Genomic DNA, 22,120 nt, shown 5'->3' with positions numbered 1-22,120 from the left:
GTCTGTCGCCTCTCATCCTCTGTGTAAATAGCCAACGGCCGTATTGACGTTTTCTGCAACTGTTGACAAATTGATCGCTCAGAAGAGAAAGGATAAGGATTTGTCTGATGGCATCAGCCTCGCCGCGTCTTCTACCCAAACCTTCTGATACGTACGGGCCACTATAAAAAAATACAGGCCTGACGAACTGCCTAATACAACATCACAACTGGAGCAGAAGCATGCGTAATTCCCTGGCTAAAAACAGGATGCTGAAGGTCGGTTTGAGCCTGGTCGCCCTGACCGTGGCCGCCAGCGTCCAGGCCAAAACCCTCGTTTATTGTTCCGAAGGATCGCCTGAAGGCTTTAACCCACAGCTTTTCACTTCCGGCACCACTTACGATGCCAGCTCCGTACCGATCTATAACCGCCTGGTGGAGTTCAAAGTCGGCACCACCGAGCTACAGCCCGGCCTGGCGGAAAAGTGGGACGTGAGCGAAGACGGCAAAACCTATACTTTCCACCTGCGTAAAGGCGTGAAGTGGCAAACCACTAAAGATTTCAAACCTACGCGTGACTTTAATGCCGACGACGTGGTGTTCTCCTTCGAGCGTCAGCTGGATAAAAACAACAAGTATCATGGCGTTTCCGGCGGCAGCTACGAATACTTTGAAGGCATGGACATGCCGAAGCTCATCAGCAAAATTGAGAAGGTGGACGACCACACGGTACGCTTTGTGCTGACCCGTGCGGAAGCGCCGTTCATGGCCGATCTGGGGATGGATTTCGCGTCTATTCTCTCTGCGGAATATGCCGACAAGATGCTGCAAGCGGGCACGCCGGAAAAAGTCGATCTGAATCCGGTCGGCACCGGCCCGTTCCAGCTGCTGCAATATCAGAAAGATTCCCGCATTCTCTATAAAGCCTTTGACCAGTTCTGGGGCACCAAACCGAAAATCGATCGCCTGGTCTTCTCCATCACGCCGGATGCCTCGGTGCGCTACGCCAAGTTGCAGAAGGGCGAGTGCCAGATCATGCCTTATCCGAATCCGGCCGATCTCGCGCGGATGAAGGAAGACAAGAATATCAACCTGATGCAGATGCCGGGCCTGAACGTCGGCTATCTCTCCTATAACACCGAGAAAAAGCCGCTGGATAACGTCAAAGTTCGCCAGGCGCTGACCATGGCGGTGAACAAGAAAGCGATTATCGACGCGGTTTACCAGGGCGCGGGCCAGGCGGCGAAAAACCTGATCCCGCCGACCATGTGGAGCTACAACGACGCGGTGCAGGATGACGCCTACGATCCGGCCAAAGCCAAAGCACTGCTGAAGGAAGCGGGCATGGCGGACGGCTTCGTTATCGATCTGTGGGCGATGCCGGTACAGCGTCCTTATAACCCGAACGCTCGCCGTATGGCAGAGATGATCCAGGCCGACTGGGCGAAAATTGGCGTGAAGGCCAAAATCGTCACCTACGAGTGGGGCGAATACCTGAAACGCGCGAAAGCTGGCGAGCACCAGACCGTGATGATGGGCTGGACGGGCGACAATGGCGACCCGGATAACTTCTTCGCCACGCTGTTCAGCTGCACCGCGGCGAAGGATGGCTCTAACTACTCTCGCTGGTGCTACAAGCCATTCGAGGATCTGATCCAGCCTGCGCGCGGTGAAGCCGACCACAACAAGCGTATCGAGTACTACAAGCAGGCTCAGGTCATGATGCACGACCAGGCGCCAGCGCTGATTATCGCTCACTCCACCGTGTTTGAGCCGGTCAGCAAAAAAGTCTCCGGCTACGTGGTCGATCCGTTAGGTAAGCATCACTTCGAAAACGTCGATATCCAGGAGTAAAGAGAGCGGCCGGTTCGCCGGCTGCTTTACCCATCCCTGTGGGTCGTGTTCGACGGCCCGTCGCAAGGCTTAAGTCAATCTGGTCAAGGCGCCGTTAACGGCGTCGCGGACGGGCTGCCCGACCGTAAGATGTGAGCAATTATAATCCCCCAGGCTACGGTCTGCGGGAACTTAAAGAGAATCCGGATTATGCTGCAGTTCATACTCCGACGTCTGGGGCTTGTTATCCCGACGTTTATTGGTATCACCCTGTTAACCTTTGCTTTTGTCCATATGATCCCAGGCGATCCGGTACTGATTATGGCGGGCGAGCGCGGCATGTCCGCCGAACGTCACGCCCAGCTGCTGGCGCAGATGGGGCTGGATAAGCCGCTGTGGCAACAGTATGCCTCCTACGTCTGGGGCGTGCTGCACGGCGATCTGGGCATCTCCCTGAAAAGCCGTATTCCTGTCTGGCAGGAGTTCGTGCCGCGCTTTAAGGCGACGCTGGAGCTGGGCATCTGCGCGATGATTTTTGCCGTCGCGGTAGGTATCCCGGTCGGCGTGCTGGCTGCGGTAAAGCGCGGTTCCATTTTCGATCACACCGCCGTCGGCATCTCGCTGACCGGCTACTCCATGCCGATTTTCTGGTGGGGCATGATGCTGATCATGCTGGTTTCAGTGCAGCTCAACCTGACGCCCGTCGCTGGACGTATCGGCGACACGGTGTTTCTGGACGACAGCCAGCCGCTGACCGGTTTTATGCTGATCGATACCCTGTTCTGGGGCGAAGAGGGCGACTTTAAAGACGCCGTGATGCATATGATCCTGCCCGCTATCGTGCTCGGTACTATCCCACTGGCGGTGATTGTGCGTATGACGCGCTCGGCCATGCTGGAAGTGTTGGGTGAGGACTATATCCGCACCGCGCGCGCTAAAGGGCTGACGCGGATGCGCGTGATCGTGGTGCACGCGCTGCGTAACGCGATGCTGCCGGTGGTCACGGTTATCGGTCTCCAGGTTGGAACCATGCTGGCCGGCGCGATCCTGACCGAAACGATTTTCTCCTGGCCCGGCCTGGGCCGCTGGCTGATCGATGCCCTCCAGCGTCGCGACTACCCGGTAGTGCAGGGCGGCGTGCTGATGGTGGCCATCCTGATCATTCTGGTCAACCTGCTGGTTGACGTGCTTTACGGCGTGGTTAACCCGCGCATTCGCCACAAGAAATAGGGGGCTTCGTATGTCTTTAGTCGATCCGGGCAGCGTGCCCGCCGCACCCAAGCCGATGACCCCTTTACAGGAGTTCTGGCACTACTTTAAGCGTAACAAAGGCGCCGTTGTCGGTCTGGCTTACGTGGTCATCGTGTTTTTTATCGCTATTTTCGCCAATTTTATCGCGCCGCATGCGCCGGCCGAGCAGTTCCGCGACGCGCTGCTGCATCCGCCGGTCTGGCAGGAAGGCGGCAGCTGGCACTATATCCTTGGTACCGACGATGTCGGTCGCGACGTGTTGTCGCGTCTGATGTACGGCGCGCGCCTGTCGCTGCTGGTCGGCTGCCTGGTGGTGGTGCTGTCGCTGATCCTGGGCGTGATTTTCGGGCTGATCGCCGGCTACGTCGGCGGCACCACCGACGCCGTCATTATGCGGCTGGTCGATATCATGCTGGCGCTGCCGAGCCTGCTGCTGGCGCTGGTGCTGGTGGCGATTTTTGGGCCGTCGATCGTCAACGCCTCTATCGCGCTGACCTTTGTGGCGCTGCCGCACTATATCCGCCTGACGCGCGCGGCGGTGCTGGTCGAGGTCAGCCGCGACTACGTCACCGCTTCCAACGTGGCGGGCGCGGGCGCTATTCGGCAGATGTTCGTCAATATCCTGCCCAACTGTCTGGCGCCGCTGATCGTGCAGGCTTCGCTGGGCTTCTCCAACGCCATCCTTGATATGGCCGCGCTGGGTTTTCTGGGAATGGGGGCGCAACCGCCGACGCCGGAGTGGGGCACCATGCTCTCCGACGTGTTGCAGTATGCGCAGAGCGCCTGGTGGGTCGTGACCTTCCCGGGGTTGGCGATCCTGCTGACCGTGCTGGCGTTTAACCTGATGGGCGATGGCTTACGCGATGCCCTTGACCCGAAACTCAAGCAGTAAGAGGCAGCGATGGCGTTATTAACTGTAGACAAACTGTCGGTGCATTTCGGCGACGAAAAAGCGCCGTTCCGTGCGGTAGACCGCATCAGCTATCAGGTTGAGCAGGGCCAGGTGGTCGGCATCGTCGGCGAATCCGGCTCCGGCAAATCGGTAAGTTCGCTGGCGATTATGGGGCTGATCGATTTCCCCGGCAAAGTAATGGCCGACAACCTGCTTTTTAACCAGCGCGATCTGAGGCGCATTTCTGAAAAAGAGCGCCGTCAGCTGGTGGGATCGGAAGTGGCGATGATTTTCCAGGATCCGATGACCAGCCTGAACCCCTGCTACACCGTGGGCTACCAGATTATGGAAGCGATCAAGGTGCATCAGGGCGGCAACAAAAGCACGCGTCGTCAGCGGGCTATCGATCTGCTGAACCAGGTCGGCATTCCCGATCCGGCCTCGCGGCTGGACGTGTATCCGCATCAGCTTTCCGGCGGGATGAGCCAGCGCGTGATGATCGCCATGGCTATCGCCTGTCGGCCAAAGCTGCTGATTGCCGATGAGCCGACCACGGCGCTGGACGTGACTATCCAGGCGCAGATCATCGAGCTGCTGCTGGATCTTCAGCGGCAGGAAAACATGGCGCTGATCCTGATCACGCACGATCTGGCGCTGGTAGCCGAAGCGGCCCAGCACATCATCGTGATGTATGCGGGCCAGGTAGTGGAAACCGGTAAGGCGGTCGATATCTTTAAGGCGCCGCGCCATCCGTACACCCAGGCGCTGCTGCGCGCGCTGCCGGAGTTTGCGGCCGACAAGGCGCGGCTGGCCTCGCTGCCGGGCGTGGTGCCGGGCAAGTACGATCGGCCAAACGGCTGTCTGCTGAACCCGCGCTGCCCATACGCCACCGATCGCTGTCGGATTGAAGAACCTGAACTCCGTGATATTCCGGGACGCCAGTCCAAATGTCATTACCCTCTGGATGATGCCGGGAGACCAACCTATGAAGCCATCTGATTCCCCCCTGCTGATGCAGGCGATCGACCTGAAAAAGCACTACCCGGTGAAGAAAGGACTGTTTGGTCAGGAGCGCCTGGTGAAGGCGCTGGACGGCGTCTCGTTTAACCTGGAGCGCGGCAAAACGCTGGCGGTGGTGGGCGAGTCTGGCTGCGGCAAATCGACGCTGGGCCGACTGCTGACCATGATCGAAACGCCAACGGAAGGGCAGCTGTTTTATCAGGGCCAGGATCTGTTAAAGCATGACCCGGCGGCGCAAAAGCTGCGCCGGCAAAAGATCCAGATTGTGTTTCAGAACCCCTACGGCTCGCTGAACCCGCGCAAAAAGGTCAGTCAGATCCTGGAAGAACCGTTGCTGATTAACACCAGCCTGAGCAAGGCAGAGCGCCGCGAAAAAACGCTGGCGATGATGGCGAAAGTGGGGCTGAAAACGGAGCATTACGATCGCTATCCGCATATGTTTTCCGGCGGTCAGCGTCAGCGTATCGCCATCGCGCGCGGGCTGATGCTCGATCCCGACGTGCTGATCGCCGACGAGCCGGTTTCCGCGCTCGACGTGTCGGTACGCGCGCAGGTGCTGAACCTGATGATGGATTTGCAGCAGGAGCTGGGCCTCTCGTACGTTTTTATTTCGCACGATCTGTCGGTGGTCGAACATATCGCGGACGAGGTGATGGTGATGTATCTGGGACGCTGCGTGGAGCGGGGCAGCAAAGAGGCGATTTTTGCCAATCCGCGCCATCCGTACACCCAGGCGCTGCTTTCCGCCACGCCGCGCCTGAACCCGGACGAGCGCCGCGAGCGTATCAAGCTGACCGGCGAGCTGCCAAGCCCGCTGAATCCGCCGCCGGGCTGCGCGTTTAACGCACGCTGCCGCCGTCGCTTTGCGCCCTGTCCGCAGATCCAGCCGCAGCTGAAACAGTATGGCGAGCAGCAGATCGCCTGCTTCGCTGTCGATCAGGATGAGGGACAGCCGGTGCCGGGCGGCCAGCAGGCGGTGGCGCAGCCTTAAGCTTACCGACCAAAGGCCGCCAGGGTAAAACTGGCGGCCTTTTATGTTACAGCGGCGCGGCTTTTCGGTGCCGTCTGCTTCCGGACGTTGTCTCAGAAAACGGCTGCGTTTTCTGCCACTGGCTTTCATTTTTATGGGCTACTTCTCAATAAATTAAAAGAAAGAAGGTATATTTTTGACACCAAATATCCTGAAGTTGAAAAGTACGGACATATAGCACTTGTCGGGCTGCGTTATAATTATAAAGGCAAAGAAATTAAGCACGCCGATAGTTGGAAAGACCGGAAAAAAGCATCAGGAAATCACAATGGCCAAATGAATTTATAAACAAATTACCGGTGAATTGTATCTCGATGGAAAATTAATCGAAAGAGGTTATTCCGGCATACTGACAAACAAAAATAACCCTGATCGGGAGCAGGTTCGCGGTATGGGGCCAATCCCGCGAGGAACGTGGAAAATCGGCAGTGCCGGAACGAGCAAAGCCCCGCTAATCATTACCCTGTATACCCGGCAGCGAATGTGCCGCACGTGGTCATTATGCTGAAGAGATGCTCTTATCTGCTATAACTAAAGAAGGCGTTAAAGGTATTGAACGGGATAAAAAAACGGTCGAAGTGCTTAACATTTCTCCCGTTTCCGAGGCTCTGGCACGTCAGTTTTCTCGAAAAGACGCGAAAAATGGTAATAGTCTCTCGCTCAAAGATTACTACGGTATTTACCACGAAAATGGTGTCATGAATTTAACGGTGAAATACACCTCGTCAATGCTAAAGGTGCAAAAAAATGCCTATATTTCCTCCAGCTTGTTAAATAATGACGGATGTTACGTCCGATTTAATGGGTATTTAATATTCTCCCGTGGATTTTTAATGTCATTGTATCTGACAAGGTGTCTACAGGCCGCTGTTGAGCTGCGGCCATAGCTTTACGGTAAATAGCTTCTGTTAGTGAATAAGCTACAATTAGAACGTTTCTTACATCAGCATAGGATTGGACTAAAATATTGGAAAACGTCTGGTGATATGTCGATATTTATAATTTATCAACAGCGGATTTACCAGAAGAAATAATATATCAGGGTTATGCAAAAGCGGGCTTTTTTCTTAAAAGATAAAATCAGTGGCGGGATTAGCTTTCTCACTGTTGCTCAGAGCCTTACTATTTGCTCTGCAAATTATCGGACAAGGAAACGTTATGGAAAACGGTTTCAGTATTGCGATGACGCCGGTTCAGCTTGCCGCAGTAATGGAAGATGAAACGGCAACGGGTGACTCAATCAGTAACCGCATCTGGGGCGGAGTGGGCTTTCTCGGAAGTATTCTTGAACTGGCGAGCGCGACAGCCCTCTGTTTGGTGCCAGAGCCAACCGGTTTAACTAAAGCAGGCTGCATCATTGTTGGCGCACATAGCCTCGATGGTATTAGTTCATCAGCCTACCAGATCTATACCGGCAAACAGACCGCATCAATGACCGCTCGCGTTACGGCGGGTATTGCCAGTGAACTCGGAGCTTCAAATGAAACGGCTAAGCAGATTGGTATAGCTGTTGATATGGTGATACCGTTTGCTGTGGCAGGATCTGCGCGCGTAGCCTCGGTCAAAATGGGGCAGATCCGGTTGATGGAACACGAAGCGCAAAAGGGACTAAAAGGAGGTGGACACACTATTAAGAAACATGTTGGCAAAACAGAGTCGGATATGAGGGATAAAATTCAGCGCGGTCTGCAATCAGGCACGCTTTCCCCTGTTACTGGCAGTGTGAGTTCGTTTTATGATTTGAAAACGGCTGAAAAGGCATTAAGTAAAGCGATTAAAGCTAACCGGGGAAGGATCAGAGCGTGGGCCAGAAGTACTCCTGCTGACCGAAAGGATTTATACCTCGAACTGCGATATGCGCACAGTAGCTCGGTTGGTACTGTTATTAAAGTACAAACGGGAAAGTTAGCTGAAACAAATAAATTCGAATTGGTCATTTATAAAGAGCAATATAATAATCGCCCTTACTATATTCTGACTGCTTACCCAATCCTGGATTAATTTATGAAAAGATACGAATCGATTCGTCTCTTCTTCCGGATTTTTTTTAATCCGGATTGGGGGGACACCAGCCAAGAAATCGTGAACTCCTATGTTGATCATCTGGATGGGGCTGATGATAATCTCGCTGAGGAAATTGACGATTTTTTAGAGCGCTATCCGGACAATAAATCAGCCAACCCGGCTCTGGAAGAAATATGTGGGACAAGTATGGCTTTTTTGCGCCCTTCGCCCGTAGAATTTTTGAGATGGCTTTCAGCCTCCCTGAAGCAAAAACGTGACGGGTAGAGATGCGGCCCGCCGTCTGGCGGGCACTATCATGACCAGACTCCTCACAGACACCGCGCATTAGCGTGGCTTGCTTCACAGCCACCATCATCTTACGCAAAACGGTTTCCGGTTCTGCTGATTGAGTTAACTCCAGCTCATCGTGCCGCAGCGTGCAGACTCCTTACAACGGCGTTGGATTGCGTCTGTCCCTTACTCTACCGTTGCTGCGGCCTGGCAAACTTCTGACATAGTAGCCCCGTATGAATCAATCAGGTTTTTTCCACTTGCCGTTCGCCTGGTGCCCTGTGCAAACGATTAGCAAAAACGAGCGATGGTGGCAGATTTGACTTAGCGTAAGTATTTTATCGCCACTGACAGATAAAGGCCTGTGAGCACGTAATAACGTCAAACGTCAGAGGCAATAAAGTGCTTTATGTCAAATTAACCGCCGTCTGACGAATGTTTGGCTTACGCGCCGCGTAAAAAGCGGCGCGCTTTATGCCGTCTCTGTCCGCGATTAAAGCAGCATGCCATTGACTTAATGTAAGACAATTATTTAATTAAGCCAAATAATAACTGACCTGATTGATAGCCTGCGTAATTATTATTGCGCCGCAAGCGGTTAATATAATTACAGGCCAACAGCTTTTTTTATCAGCGGTAAGAATAATCTGATGTAGTTAAAAATTGTATGATATATTGCCGCCAGTTTTCTTATTATCCCGCGATCGTTCCCATGAAAAGCTATGACGACCTGCAGCGTTTTAAAGAAAAAACGCTAACAAACCATATCGAATTCAAAGATATGTCTGAACAGACACGGAATGCCGACCAGACCAACTGGGCCATCATCAGGCAGCTGATGAACGAGGGTGCAGAGCCAGCGCTGGGGAACGGTCAGCGTACGGATGTTGCCGCACCGCAGCCTGCCGCCGCCGATCTCTTTAGCCAGCCCGCGCCGGTGAAAATCCCGGCGCAAGCTTCAGCGCCGCTTTCCTCCCGCGTGGCCGCGTTTGTGGCGGCTAAACCGGCGGCGCAGAGTGGATCGCTGCTGGAGAGCATTTCCGCTTCGCTGAAGCCTGCGGCCCAGCCTGGGTTGGCTTCGCTACCGGAAGCCGCTCGCGTGCAGGAAACGGCTTCGCTGTCGGCAATCGCTTATACGCAGGGATCTGCTTCGCCGTCGGAAACTGTCGGCACGCAAATAACAGCTTCGCTGCCGGAAGCCGCTCGCGTGCAGGAAACGGCTTCGCTGGCGGAAGCGGTTCGTCCGCAGGGATCCGCTTTGCCGTCGGAAACTATCGGCGCGCGGATGCCGGAAACCGCTCGCGCATCGTCGCCGATAGCCCCATGTCTGCCAGGCGCTTCGCTGCTGGATGCGGTGCGCGCCCAGCCTGTGCCGTCAGACATCGCCCGCCCGGCGTCCTCGTCCGTCCCGCCAGAAGCTGGTCAGGCAGCGCGTTTTAAGCCGCTGTTCAGCGTTTCCGGCGTCCGCGCGGCGGAAGAAAAAGCCTTACCGAAAGAGACTCTGCTACAACCCCTGCTGGAGAAAATCGCCCTATGCCGTTAGTTTGTGTTTGTTCTCCAAAGGGCGGCGTAGGGAAAACCACCCTGGCCGCCAACCTGGCCTATACGCTGGCACGCGGCGGCAGCAAGGTGCTGGCGATCGATTTCGACGTGCAGAACGCCCTGCGCCTGCACTTTGGCGTGCCGCTCTCCGACGGGCGCGGTTTCGTGGCCAGGTCAGCGGAATCGCCGGACTGGAGCCAGGCGATCCTGACCACCGGCGGCAATATTTTCGTGCTGCCGTACGGCGACGTGTCGGAAGCGCAGCGCATTGAATTTGAAAGCAATCTGGCCAACGATGCCCACTTTCTCGCCCGTGGACTGCAAACGGTGCTCAACTATCCCGGCCTGATTATCGTGGCGGATTTTCCGCCCGGCCCCGGCCCGGCCCTGAAGGCGATGACCGATCTGGCCGATTTACACCTGGTGGTGATGCTGGCGGATACCGCTTCGCTGTCGCTGCTGCCGCAAATCGAAAACGAAAAGATGATCGGCGGCGCGCTCAATCACAAAGCCGGCCATTTCTTCGTGCTTAACCAGAGCGACAGCCGCCGCAATATTAGCCGCGACGTGACGGCCTTTATGCAGCAGCGGCTGGGCGACAGGCTGCTTGGCGTGGTTAACCGCGACGAAAGCGTGGCGGAAGCGAACGCGTCACAGCAGTCGATATTCGATTTCAGCCAGGTTTCCGCAGCCGCTTTCGATATTGAGCTGGTCGGCAAAAGGGTTGCCGCGCTGCTGGATATTAAAGTCGGCGACGGCGAGCTGCAGGCGCCGCTGACCTCGCGCTAAACCGCCCGTAAAGATAGCTTCCATGCCGGGGCGCTGCTGCGCTCCGCAAGTTCTCGTTTTGTTTTCAGGATGACTTATGAAAAAAGTCCTGTATTACCTGCAGCTGCTGATATTATTTCCGCTGGCCGCAGTGATTGTTATCACGCCGATGGACAGCCAGAAACAATATATTTTCGGCCTGATCGCCATCGCCCTTCTTTTCGTGCTGGGCCTCAGCAAAAGCCGTAAAATTACCATGGTAATGGTGTTTCTTTCGGCCTTGATGTCAACGCGCTATATATACTGGCGCGCGACGGAGACCCTGGCTTTTAATTCCGAAATCGAAGCTATATTGGGCGTCGGCTTATTTATTGCCGAGGTATATGTCTGGGTAATTTTGCTTTTAGGCTATCTGCAAACGTCATGGCCGTTAAAAAGAACCATTGAGCCGATGCCGGATGATATCAGCCTGTGGCCGACCGTCGATATTTACGTGCCGAGCTATAACGAAAGCCTGGACGTGGTGCGTGATACCGTGCTGGCCGCGCAGTGCATCGATTACCCTCGCGACAAGCTCAAAATTTATCTGCTGGACGACGGCAAGCGCAGCGAGTTCGCGGTTTTCGCCGCCGATGTCGGCGTGGGCTACATCACGCGCGACGACAACCGCCACGCCAAGGCGGGCAACCTGAATCACGCGATGACCATCACCAAAGGCGAGCTGATTACCGTTTTTGACTGCGACCACGTGGCGACCCGAACGTTCCTGCAGGCCACCGTCGCGCCTTTCCTGAAAGATCCCGAGCTGGCGCTGCTGCAAACGCCGCACTATTTCTATTCGCCGGATCCCTTCGAGCGTAACCTGAAGGCCGCGCGTGAAATCCCGAACGAAGGCGCGCTGTTCTATGGCCCGGTTCAGCAGGGCAACGATAACTGGAACGCGACCTTCTTTTGCGGCTCCTGTGCGGTTATCCGCCGCAGCGCGCTGGAAGAGATCGGCGGCTTCGCCACCGAAACCGTGACCGAAGATGCGCATACCGCCCTGAAAATGCAGCGTCGCGGCTGGAAATCCGCTTTCCTGGCGCTGCCGCTGGCCGCCGGTCTGGCGACCGAACGTCTGGGCCTGCATATTATTCAGCGTACCCGCTGGGCGCGCGGCATGACGCAGATTTTCCGCGTCGATAATCCGCTGCTGGGGCGCGGTCTGAAGTGGCAGCAGCGTCTGTGCTACCTGAACGCCATGCTGCACTTCCAGTTTGGCCTGCCGCGCGTGATCTTTCTGACCGCGCCGCTGGCTTACCTGCTGTTTGACCTGAATATTATTCACTCTTCCGCCAGCCTGATTTTCGCCTACGTGCTGCCGCATCTGGTGATGTCGCTGTACGTCAACTCCAGGATGAACGGACGTTTCCGCGCCACCTTCTGGGGCGAGATCTACGAAACGGTGATGGCTTTCCATCTGGTTATCCCCACGCTGCTGACCATGATTTCGCCGAAGCACGGCAAATTCAACGTCACCGACAAAGGCGGCCTGCTGAATACCGGCTTTTTCGACTTTAACATCGTGCGTCCGCACGTAATCTGCGCCGCCCTGCTGCTGGCGGGCGTGGTCAGCGGCGTCGTGCGCGCCGCAGCGCATAACTATTTTGGCGTCGATCCTTACGTTATCGCGCTTAACGTCGGCTGGGCGCTGTTCAGCCTGATTATTCTGATGGCCGCAATTGCCGTGGCGCGTGAAACCAAACAGACGCGCAAAACCATTCGTATCGACGTCGATATTCCGGTGATCATGCATTACGCCAGCGGCATTTCGTCGCGCTCCACCACGGTGAACCTTTCTATGGGCGGCGTGCAGGTCACGGCGCCGGACAGCCGTCATGAAACGGATGTTATTGAGGCGATCGATTTGATGCTGCACTCCGGCGCGATCTCGCTTCCTGTCAGCACGATTGGCGCAGATGACGGCGTGATCCGCCTGCAATTTGCTGAAATCCCGCTGTCGCGCCGTCGTGAACTGGTGCGCGTGGTGCTCGCTCGCGCCGATGCGTGGATCAAGCCGGAAGGGCCGAAGGACAAGCCGCTGCGTTCGCTGTTGACCATCGTCCGCACCGTCTTCGAACTGTTCTGGCTCACCTGGAAAGACCGGCGCGCCAAACGTCAGGCACTCAAGGCCAATGAGGATAGCGCGGCATGAAAAAGCTTTTAGCCATCCTTTGTCTTGGCGTAATGACGCTGGGACAGGCGTATGCCGCCGACAGCGTGACGCAGGACAGCAGCGCGCTGTCGCAGATCCCGCCGCCGGCTGGAACCGGAGCGGCAGAAGATCTGCCGCCGCTGCCGCCCATCGCCGATAACGCCGCGCCGGTGGCGTTGCTGAATCAGCCGCTGACCAGCACCATCTCCGTGGCGCAGATGGGCCAGGCCAACGGCATTCTGCTGACCGGCAGCCAGCTGCAGTCCGGCATTGTCTTTACGCTGCCCGCTGATGAGGTGATCACTAATGCGCGGCTGAATCTGTCGCTCAGGGTCTCCAAAGCGCTGGCGGCGCGCAACGCTTCCATGCAGCTGATGCTGAACGGTCAGCCGCTGGGCACGCTGCCGCTGAGCGCTTCCGACAGCGCCAGCGAAGAGTATCAGCTGGATATTCCGGCCGCGATGGTGGTGTCCAGCAACAACCTGAGCTTTAAGATCAACGACGCGGATCGGCTGCTGTGCGAGCGCGATAACGATCGCTATCAGGTGACTATTCTGCCTGCCACCACGCTGGCGCTTGAAGGGCAGCAGCTGAATATCGGCAATAAATTGCGCAATTTCCCACGCCCGTTTATTGATGCGCAGCGCATGACGCCCGCCAGCATCGCGATGGTGTTTGGCGCGGCCGTCACGCCGGGCAAAGTCAGCGCGGCGGCGACCGTCTCCTCCTGGCTGGGGATCCAGACCGACTATCGCGGCGTCAACTTCCCGGTATTGCGTAACGATATGCCGGAGAAAAACGGCATTGTCTTCGCGAAGCCAGGCGAAACCATCGCAGGCCTAACCGTGCCGCAGGTGAACGGACCGACGTTGCAGATGGTCGATAACCCGATTAACCCGGTTTACAAGCTGATGCTGGTGATCGGCAATAATGATGACGATCTGCGTCAGGCCGCGTGGCGACTTACCCAGCCGCTGAGCGTCGACAGCGACTCGCTGGCGGTCGGCCGCCAGGCTATTCCCGCGAGCAAGGCCTATGACGCGCCGCGCTGGATCAACACCGATCGGCCGGTGCGCCTGAGCGAGCTGTTGCGCAAGGATCAAAGCCTGACCACTACCGGCATCTGGCACGATGCCCTGAAGGTAAACTTCCGCGCCGCGCCTGATTTATTTCTGTGGGATGGCGAAACGGTGCCGGTGCAGCTGAACTATCGTTTCCCGTCGGAAAGCTGGATTGATGAAGATAACTCCTTCCTCAACGTCAGTCTGAACGGCACCTTCCTGCGCAATCTGACCGTAAATAAAGTCGGGCTGCTGGAAAACATCTGGCACCGGCTGGGCGGCGACGCGCGTCAGGAGAAATACACCCTGAAGTTCGACCCTTATCTGATTTACGGCGACAACCAGCTCCAGCTCTATTTCAACATCAAGCCGAAGGCCAGCGCGCCGTGCAGCGTACTGACCAATAACAACATCAAAAGCCGCATCGAGGATGACGCCTGGATCGATTTGAGCCATACGCGCCACTTCACTCTGCTGCCGAATCTTTCCTATTTTGTCGGCGCCGCTTTTCCGTTTACGCGCTTTGCTGACTATTCGCAAACCGTGCTGCTGCTGCCTGCCTCGCCCAGCGATGCGGAGATCGGCGCGCTGCTGGATATGGCGGGACGTGCCGGTAGCGCTACCGGCGTGGCGCTGAGCGGCAACCGCGTGCTGTTCGGCGTGCCCGCCGGCAAGCCTGACTGGCTGCGCAACAGCGACGTGCTGGCGTTCTCCACGCTGGCGCAAAGCGACTTCAACCAGGCGCTGCTGCGGCATTCGCCGTTTGAAGTAAACGGCCACACCCTGGGCGTGAAAGAGCCGACGCTGCTGGATAACCTGCGCGGCTGGCTGGCCGGCGACTGGAGTCGCCAGGCGGTGGATGCGGATCGCTATTTCTCTTCTAACGAAGACTGGCGCGGTTTTATCAGCTATCGCTCGCCGTGGAGCCCTTCACACGTGGTGGTGGCGACCGTAGCGACCGACGATGCGCAGCTGGCGAGCCTGCATAATGACCTGAAATTGCAGCGCATTAACGCCGGGATCCGGGGCGATACCGCGATAATCACCGGCGAAAACGGCATCCGCAGTTTCCGCGTCGGCGCGCAGTTCCCGAGCGGGGAAATGCCGTGGTACATGATGGTGGTGTGGTATGCCAGCCAGCACGCGGTCGTGCTGGCGCTGATAGCGCTGCTGCTCTCCACCATAGTGGGATTGAGCACCTTTATTTTGCTGAAGCGGCACGCCTGGAAACGGCTGAATCCGCAGCACGAGCGGCAGACGCCGGGCGAGAAAAAATGACTATGACGATCAAAACGCTTATCGCGCTGGGCCTGCCGTGCATTACGCTGGCGGCGGGCGCGGCTTCCACCGGCGCTAATCCGGCCCTGCAGGCGCTGTTCGACCAGGCTAACTACTGGCATCAGAAGGCGCATGACGAGCTGGCGCGTGACGCGCTGAATAAGGTGCTGATGGTGGACGGCAATAACGTCCAGGCTCTGTATCTGATGGCGCTGTGGGCACAGCAGAGCGGCGATAAAACAACGGCGTCCGCCTTCCGCGAGCGGCTCAGCAAAGCGTCGCCAGAGGATACACGGCTGAGCGAGCTGGATAACGCCCGTCAGCTTCAGTCCATCCCTGCGGCGCAGCTGGCGCTGGCGCGTCAGCAGGCCCGCAGCGGCAATATCGCCGCCTCGCTGCAAACCTGGCGCAACACCTTCAGCGGCAATGAGCCGCCGGCCAGCGTGGCCGCCGAATACTATCTGACGATGGCGGGCGACCGCACGCTGCTGCCGCAGGCGGTTGACGCGCTGCGCCAGTTCGCCGCTGCCCATCCGCAGGATACCGGTGCCAGGCTGGCGCTGGGCAAGGCGCTGACCTACGACGCCGCCACCCGACGCGAAGGCATGGAGACGTTAAGCGGCATGGCAGAGGGCAATGACGATGCCGATCGCTCGCTGCGCCAGGCGATGCTGTGGCTGGCCGCGAAGCCGGAAGATGCGCCGCTCTACCAGGCATGGCAGCAGCGCCATCCTCAGGACAGCGCGGTAATGGACTATTTCCGTAAAAACGCGGGCGGTGCGGAAAAAGGCGAAGGCTTTACCGCGCTGAACAGCGGCGACGTGTCCGGTGCACAGAACGCCTTCGATCATGTCTTGCAGGCCAATCCCGAAGACGCCGACGCGCTGGCGGGGCTGGGCTATGTGGCGCAGCGCAGCGGCAACTATGCGGCGGCCGCCGACTACCTCGAACGCGCGGCGAAGCAGGGCGGCGATAACGGCCAGCAGCGCCAGCAGCAGGCTGCCGATGCCCGTTTCTACGGCCAGCTGGCCGCCGCGCAGCAGGCGCTGAAGACGGGCGACGTCGCGCAGGCGCTGAGCCTGAGCGAGCCGCTGAGCCAGGCGGAAGGCGAAAAAGGCATGGCGGCGAAGCTGTTCCGCGCGGACGTGCAGCGCCGCAACAATCAGTTGGACGCCGCCGAACAAACCTATCGCGCCATTCTGCAAAGCGATGCGGATAACCGTCCGGCGAAGGAAGGCCTGTTTTACGTGCTGCGCCAGCAGAACCGGGGCAGCGAGGCCAACGCGCTGCTCGCCGCGCTGCCGGAAAGCGTGCGGGCCAGCGTCGCGCCGCGTCCCGGTGTTACCAGCGATCCGCTGCGCCGCGAAGCCAAACAGGCGGCGCAGTCCGGCCATCCTCAGCGGGCTATTGCGCTGCTGTCCGCCGGGATGCAGCGTTTTCCGAACGATGCCTGGCTGCGGCTTGACCTGGCTCGCCTTTATCAGCAGCAGGGCGATACCGCGCAGGCGGCTGGCGTGATGCAGCCCGCTTTCCGCGCCAGCGCCGGCAGCAGTGAAATCTATGCCGCCGCGCTGTTCGCCAGCGAAAGCGGTGCCTGGCAGCAGGCGCAGTCGCTGCTGGCGCGCGTTCATCAGCAGAACGGCGACATGCGTGAACTTTCTCGCCGCGTGAACTTCAATCTGCAAATGGCGGTCGCGCAGCAGTATCTGGCGCAGGGATCGACGGCCGCCGCGGCCAACACGCTGCGGGCGCTGACGGTGAATCCGCCAACCAACCCGGCGGATGCGGGCAGCCTGGCGAAAGGGCTGGCCGACGCGGGCGATCTCAATGCGGCTGTCGCCGTGGTGCGCGGCAATATGCAGCGCGGCGTGCAGGGCAACGCGGGCGATTACGCGCTTCAGGTCGCGGTGCTGAACCAGGCCGGACTGAGCGGCGAAGCGCAAAGCTTCCTGAGCAGCCCGACGCTTCAGGCTAACAGTACGCCAGACCAGCTGGCCGGTATCCAGAACGGCTATCTGATCAACGAAGCCGACCGTCTGCGCACTCAGGGCAAATATGCGGCGGCCTACGACAAGCTGATCGGCGCGCTGCAGCGCGATCCGCAGAACAGCGATCTGATGTTTGCGATGGGCCGCCTTTATCAGTCCGGCAAAATGAACAAAGAAGCGGGCGTGGTTTATGACTACCTGATGACCCGCGACACGCCAATGCAGGATGCGCGCGTGGGCGCTATCGACGTGGCGCTGGCGACGCACGACCTGGCGAAAGCCAAAGCGCTGATGGCGGGATTACAGGGCGAACAGACGCCGGAGCGCCTGCTGTTGATGGCGCGCGTGGCCGAAGCCGACGGCGACCACCAGCAGGCGCTGGCTTATCTGCGCAGCGCGCGCGGCAGGATGATAGGTGTGCAGGGTGGCCCGACGCCGGTGATTGGTGGCATGGCGCTGGCGGATAACCCGTTTGTGGATCGCACCACGCTGATAGCGCGCAAATCGCCTTCCGCCTACGGCGGCGTAATGCCGTGGCAGCAGGCGCCGACGGGTAATGGTGCCGACACCGAAGCAGCCTCACAGCAGGCGCGAACGCTGCACCAGATCGATACCATGATAGACGGCTTACAGGAACGTACCGGCAGCTGGGCGCAGGGCGGTGTGCAGGTCAGAGGACGCGACGGCGAAACGGGCCTGAGCAAGCTGACCGAGGCCAAAGCGCCGCTGAGCTGGTCAAGCGTGCCTTACGGCGATACGCGCTTCAACTTTACGCTGACGCCGGTGACGCTGAACGCGGGCAGCGCGTCGGGCACGTCGCTCGCGCGCGTCGGCACCCAGGCGCTGGAGCAGGGCCGCATCGCCCAGGCGAATAACAGCGCGCCTTCGGCCGTGCTGCTCAACTCGCCAGGATCGCAGACCGCCTCCGGTGTAGAGGTCAACCTGGGCCTGACCAATGACAACTTTAAGATCGACCTGGGATCGACGCCGCTGGGCCAGGATCTCAGCACGCTGGTGGGCGGCATCCAGTGGTCGCCGAAGCTCACCGACTATCTGACGCTGATCCTGACCGGCGAACGGCGCGCCGTCACCGACAGCCTGCTCTCTTATGTCGGCACCGAAGACAAGCTGAGCGGTAAAAAATGGGGCGCCGTCACCAAAAACGGCGGCAACGCGCTGCTGAGCTATGACAACGGCGACGCCGGTTTTTATGTTGGCGCAGGCGGCTACAGCTATATCGGTGAGAACGTTGCCAGCAACCAGAGCCTGAACGGCACGGCCGGCGCCTACGTACGTCCTTATCACGACGGTAACAGCGAGCTGAAAACCGGCATCAGCATGAGCTGGATGGATTTCTCAAAGAACCTCAGCTACTACAGCTACGGCCAGGGTGGCTACTTCAGCCCGCAGGATTTCGTAGCCGTGTCGTTCCCGGTGGACTGGAGCAAAAACTACGACGATCTGAAGGTGAAAGTGGGCGGTTCCATGGGCTATCAGTCTTACTCCCAGGATCGCAGCGCCTACTTCCCGACCGATCCGGGCAAACAGGCAGAGCTGCAAAGCTACTATGACGCCGGTTACGCCACCGAGGCTTACTACGCGGGCGGCAGTAAAAACGGCATTGGCTATAATCTTCATGCGGGCGCGGATTATAAGGTCAGCAAGGACGTCACCGTTGGCGGTCAGCTGGGTTACGACACCTTTGGTGACTACAACGAGAGCACGGCTCAACTTTACTTCCGCTACAGGCTCGGAGACAAATAATGAGTGAATTTCAGGAACGTACCCTGAACTACTACCGCCAGCAGCAGTATCAGCCCGGCTGGTTCGATCTGCTGAGCCTGATGATTAACGGCATGCTGAACAACGCGGGCGAGCAGGAAAGCCACGCGTTTTTACGGCAGATGGGCGACAGCCTGGCCGGTCGTTATCCGCTGGGCGCGGCGCGCACCGTTGGCGAGCTGGAACAGCAGATCAATCTGGCACTGGCGCGCTTTAACTGGGGTTTTGTCGACGTGCAGCCGCATGAAACCGCGATGCTGATCCACCATATGGCCCTGCCGTCGGCAGGCGGTCAGATGGATGACCGACAGTGGCGGCAGGCGCTGGGCGCGGTGCTGAGCGGCCTCTACGCCCGCTGGCTGGGCGAGCAGGGCGGCAGCCCGACCGTTTCGCTGACCTACCTCGATACCGGCAGCACGACTGCTACTTTTCGCTATCAGCTGTAAGGAATCTATCCATGACTCTGCTCAGGGCGAGCGTATTGATGATTGTAATGGTGCTGGGCTGTATGCAGGCCAGCGCCGCCGACGGCTGGAGCACCTTTAAAAGCCGCTTTTTAACCAGTGAAGGCCGTATTCAGGATACCGGCAACAAAAATATCAGCCACACCGAAGGCCAGGGCTACGGCATGCTGCTGGCGGTGGCCAATAACGATCGCGAAAGCTTCGCTAACCTGTGGAACTGGACGCAAAAGCACCTGAAAAACCCGCAAAATGGGCTGTTCTACTGGAAATACGTGCCTGACGCGACCGATCCCGTAGCGGATAAGAACAGCGCCTCCGACGGCGATGTGCTGATCGCCTGGGCGTTGCTGCAAGCGGGCCAGAAATGGCAGAACAACGCCTGGCTGCAGGCGTCCGATGCTATTCAGCGCGCCATTGTCGCCAAAGAAGTGATTACCTACGCGGGCCACACCGTGATGCTGCCGGGCGATCGGGGGTTTAATAAAACCAGCTACGTGGTGCTGAATCCTTCTTATTTCCTGTTCCCGGCCTGGCGGGATTTTGCCGCGCGCAGCCATCTTAAGGTGTGGACGAACCTGATCGACAGCGGGATGGATCTGCTGCCGAAAATGCGTTTCGGCGACGCCGCGCTGCCAACCGACTGGGTAGCGCTGAACGCTGACGGCAGCGTCGCGCCCGGCATTGGCTGGCCGCCGCGCTTCTCTTACGATGCTATCCGCGTGCCGCTTTATCTCTACTGGTACGATGCGCAGAGCCTGCAGCTGGTGCCTTTCCAGCATTTCTGGACGGGCTTCGCGCGTGATAAAACGCCCGCGTGGATCGACGTCAGCAACGGTAATAAGGCGCCTTACAATATGGCTGGCGGCCTGCTGGCGGTGCGTGATTTAACCCTGAATCAGACCGGCTACCTCAGCGACCAGCTGACGGAGGATCAGGATTATTACTCTGCCAGCCTGCAGCTGCTGGCCTGGCTGGCTTATAAGAGCCAGTAATATCCTTTCCGTGACGATTGACCTTCCGCAACGGCCCGTCTGTTGCGGAAGGTTTCCCGTCTACCGTCGTGCGCGTTCTCTTCGGCGATACCGTCCACCTCCTTCCCCGCCTGAAATAATTAACGATTTGAATACCCTACTAATTTTTACCGCGTGCCCGGCAAAATTGGCGACGGTAAATCCCTTGTATTGATCCGGCTATAGCGGCTTACTGGCCGCCCCTGAAACTGACCGGATACCCAGATGAGCCTGCTACTGCGCGCCTCTGCGGACGACCAGAGCGCACAGCAGCAAGCCGTCGTCACTCTTACCCTCGGCATCTTTTTTGACGGCACGGGCAATAACGCGCTGAACGCCCGCAGCAGTCTGGAGACGGGCGGCCCTGCGCCGGAGGACAGCGAAGCGCTGGCGGCCTGGCGGCAGGCCGCAAAGCAGACGCTGGGCTTTCGCGATAGCGCCCTCGGCAGCCATATTGGTCACTACACCAACATCCATCGGCTGCATTCGCTGTACGCTACCGACCTTGCGGGTGGGCAGAGCCAGCAGCGTCTTTATATCGACGGCATCGGCACGGAAGCGGGCGCGGCGGACAGGGCGCTGAATATGGCGTTCGGCACGGGCAGCCGGGGCATCGTGGCGAAAACCAACAAAGCCGTTGCCGCGCTGGTTGAGGCGCTGCGCAATTACGCTATCCGCCAGCCGAACCTGGTTATCAACGAGCTGCAATTCGATCTTTTCGGCTTCAGCCGGGGCGCCGCCGCCGCGCGCCATTTTGCCAACCGCGTGTTTAATGGCGACAGCGCCCTTATTGAAGCGATCGAAAGAGGGCTGGAGGGCGTGGAATATCGCGGTTCGCCAGCCGGGAAAACCCGTTTTCTGGGCCTCTTTGATACGGTAGCCGCCGTGGCGACGCTGGCGAACGGTCTGAACCCTAACAGCGCGGACAGCGGCGACGTCAATCTGGCGCTGCGGCCCGGCGTGGCGGAGAAAGTCTTTCATCTTACCGCGCAGCACGAATGCCGCTTTAACTTCGCGCTGAACAGCGTGCGGCCTGCCTGGCCTGAGGTGGCGCTGCCGGGCGCCCATTCGGATATCGGCGGCGGCTATCACGCTGTCGAACAGGAAAGCTGTTTTCTGACCCGCCCGCAGTTTGAAACCGTGCCGCTCTCTACCCCGGACGAAGAGACCAGGGTCTACCGCGCCGCCAGCAAAGCGCTGGAGGCCCTGCGCGGCTATCCGGCGATTGCGCCTTACGTTGATAACGGCGAGGTAGAAATACGCAGCTGGTTTGACGACAGGATGCCCGCCGATCGCTACGGAATGCTGCAAAAACGCAGCGGCGCGGCGGCGGTACTGCGGCGCACCGTGCGCAACGACTGGGCGAAAGTGGCGCTGAGGGTGATGATGGAGGCGGCCCGGGCGGCGGGCGTGGTATTTACCGCTATTGATGAAGCCGACCAGGCGCTGGCGCTACCGGATAAGCTGCTGCCGCTGTGTGACAAAGCGCTGGCGCTGAGCCATGCCGCTCGCCACGGGCGGGAAGCGGTCGGCTTCAGCGAGGAGGAAATCGCTTTACTGGCGGCAGACTATCTGCACTGTTCGGCCAACTGGAACGAGGTGCAAACCGATGCTGACGGCAACATTATTCATGCCGTCAGGCCGGTTGAGCAGGGGGCTTTCGTTAATCGTCCCGATAACCGCTGGCGGCGCACGGTGTACGATCTTAACGGCAAAAAAATGACCTGAGCAAAA

Annotated in this window: 15 protein-coding genes; all 15 read left to right on the top strand. The window is 58.5% G+C overall.

Features of this window, described 5'->3' with window-relative positions:
• The first annotated feature begins 221 nt into the window (after positions 1 to 221).
• Positions 222 to 1,832 (top strand): dipeptide ABC transporter periplasmic-binding protein DppA, encoded by a 1,611-nt coding sequence (dppA, locus tag QCD69_RS07025; RefSeq protein WP_301251514.1) that lies wholly within the window; start codon positions 222 to 224, stop codon positions 1,830 to 1,832.
• 189 nt (positions 1,833 to 2,021) lie between these two features.
• A complete protein-coding gene (gene dppB / locus QCD69_RS07020) occupies positions 2,022 to 3,041 on the top strand; it encodes a dipeptide ABC transporter permease DppB (protein WP_253456545.1) in 1,020 nt (339 codons plus the stop codon).
• 10 nt (positions 3,042 to 3,051) lie between these two features.
• Entirely contained in the window at positions 3,052 to 3,954 is a 903-nt protein-coding gene (gene dppC, locus QCD69_RS07015; RefSeq protein WP_253456542.1) for a dipeptide ABC transporter permease DppC, read from the top strand.
• Positions 3,955 to 3,963: 9 nt separating this feature from the next.
• Positions 3,964 to 4,953 carry a dipeptide ABC transporter ATP-binding protein gene (gene dppD, locus QCD69_RS07010; protein WP_125289282.1) on the top strand — a complete coding sequence of 330 codons (990 nt, stop codon included), beginning with the start codon at positions 3,964 to 3,966 and terminating at the stop codon, positions 4,951 to 4,953.
• Positions 4,940 to 5,965 carry a dipeptide ABC transporter ATP-binding subunit DppF gene (gene dppF / locus QCD69_RS07005; protein ID WP_301251512.1) on the top strand — a complete coding sequence of 342 codons (1,026 nt, stop codon included), beginning with the start codon at positions 4,940 to 4,942 and terminating at the stop codon, positions 5,963 to 5,965. Before dppD ends, dppF begins: the two co-directional genes overlap by 14 nt.
• 1,197 nt (positions 5,966 to 7,162) lie before the next feature.
• Positions 7,163 to 8,005 (top strand): RNase A-like domain-containing protein, encoded by an 843-nt coding sequence (locus QCD69_RS07000; RefSeq protein ID WP_253456530.1) that lies wholly within the window; start codon positions 7,163 to 7,165, stop codon positions 8,003 to 8,005.
• 3 nt (positions 8,006 to 8,008) lie between these two features.
• Entirely contained in the window at positions 8,009 to 8,293 is a 285-nt protein-coding gene (locus QCD69_RS06995) for a contact-dependent growth inhibition system immunity protein (protein ID WP_253456527.1), read from the top strand.
• 718 nt (positions 8,294 to 9,011) lie between these two features.
• A complete protein-coding gene (bcsO, locus tag QCD69_RS06990; RefSeq protein WP_301251509.1) occupies positions 9,012 to 9,842 on the top strand; it encodes a cellulose biosynthesis protein BcsO in 831 nt (276 codons plus the stop codon).
• Positions 9,833 to 10,630: a cellulose biosynthesis protein BcsQ gene (gene bcsQ / locus QCD69_RS06985; protein WP_253456521.1), complete on the top strand. Its 798-nt coding sequence runs from the start codon at positions 9,833 to 9,835 to the stop codon at positions 10,628 to 10,630. Before bcsO ends, bcsQ begins: the two co-directional genes overlap by 10 nt.
• 76 nt (positions 10,631 to 10,706) lie before the next feature.
• Positions 10,707 to 12,803, top strand: coding sequence for a UDP-forming cellulose synthase catalytic subunit (bcsA, locus tag QCD69_RS06980; RefSeq protein WP_253456518.1), 2,097 nt, complete (start codon positions 10,707 to 10,709; stop codon positions 12,801 to 12,803).
• Entirely contained in the window at positions 12,800 to 15,142 is a 2,343-nt protein-coding gene (bcsB, locus tag QCD69_RS06975; protein WP_301251506.1) for a cellulose biosynthesis cyclic di-GMP-binding regulatory protein BcsB, read from the top strand. Before bcsA ends, bcsB begins: the two co-directional genes overlap by 4 nt.
• A 2-nt stretch (positions 15,143 to 15,144) precedes the next feature.
• Complete coding sequence (locus tag QCD69_RS06970; RefSeq protein WP_301251610.1) at positions 15,145 to 18,894, top strand: cellulose biosynthesis protein BcsC; 3,750 nt, start codon at positions 15,145 to 15,147, stop codon at positions 18,892 to 18,894.
• A complete protein-coding gene (bcsD, locus tag QCD69_RS06965; RefSeq protein ID WP_301251505.1) occupies positions 18,894 to 19,358 on the top strand; it encodes a cellulose biosynthesis protein BcsD in 465 nt (154 codons plus the stop codon). Before QCD69_RS06970 ends, bcsD begins: the two co-directional genes overlap by 1 nt.
• 11 nt (positions 19,359 to 19,369) lie before the next feature.
• Positions 19,370 to 20,368 carry a glycosyl hydrolase family 8 gene (locus QCD69_RS06960; RefSeq protein ID WP_301251504.1) on the top strand — a complete coding sequence of 333 codons (999 nt, stop codon included), beginning with the start codon at positions 19,370 to 19,372 and terminating at the stop codon, positions 20,366 to 20,368.
• Between the two features lie 243 nt (positions 20,369 to 20,611).
• Positions 20,612 to 22,114, top strand: coding sequence for a T6SS phospholipase effector Tle1-like catalytic domain-containing protein (locus tag QCD69_RS06955; protein ID WP_301251503.1), 1,503 nt, complete (start codon positions 20,612 to 20,614; stop codon positions 22,112 to 22,114).
• The last annotated feature ends 6 nt before the right edge of the window (positions 22,115 to 22,120 follow it).

Source organism: Erwinia sp. PsM31 (assembly GCF_030433775.1).
Lineage (GTDB): Bacteria > Pseudomonadota > Gammaproteobacteria > Enterobacterales > Enterobacteriaceae > Erwinia > Erwinia aeris.
Note: the sequence above shows the minus strand (reverse complement) of the source record. Positions and strands in the feature narration are given on the sequence as shown.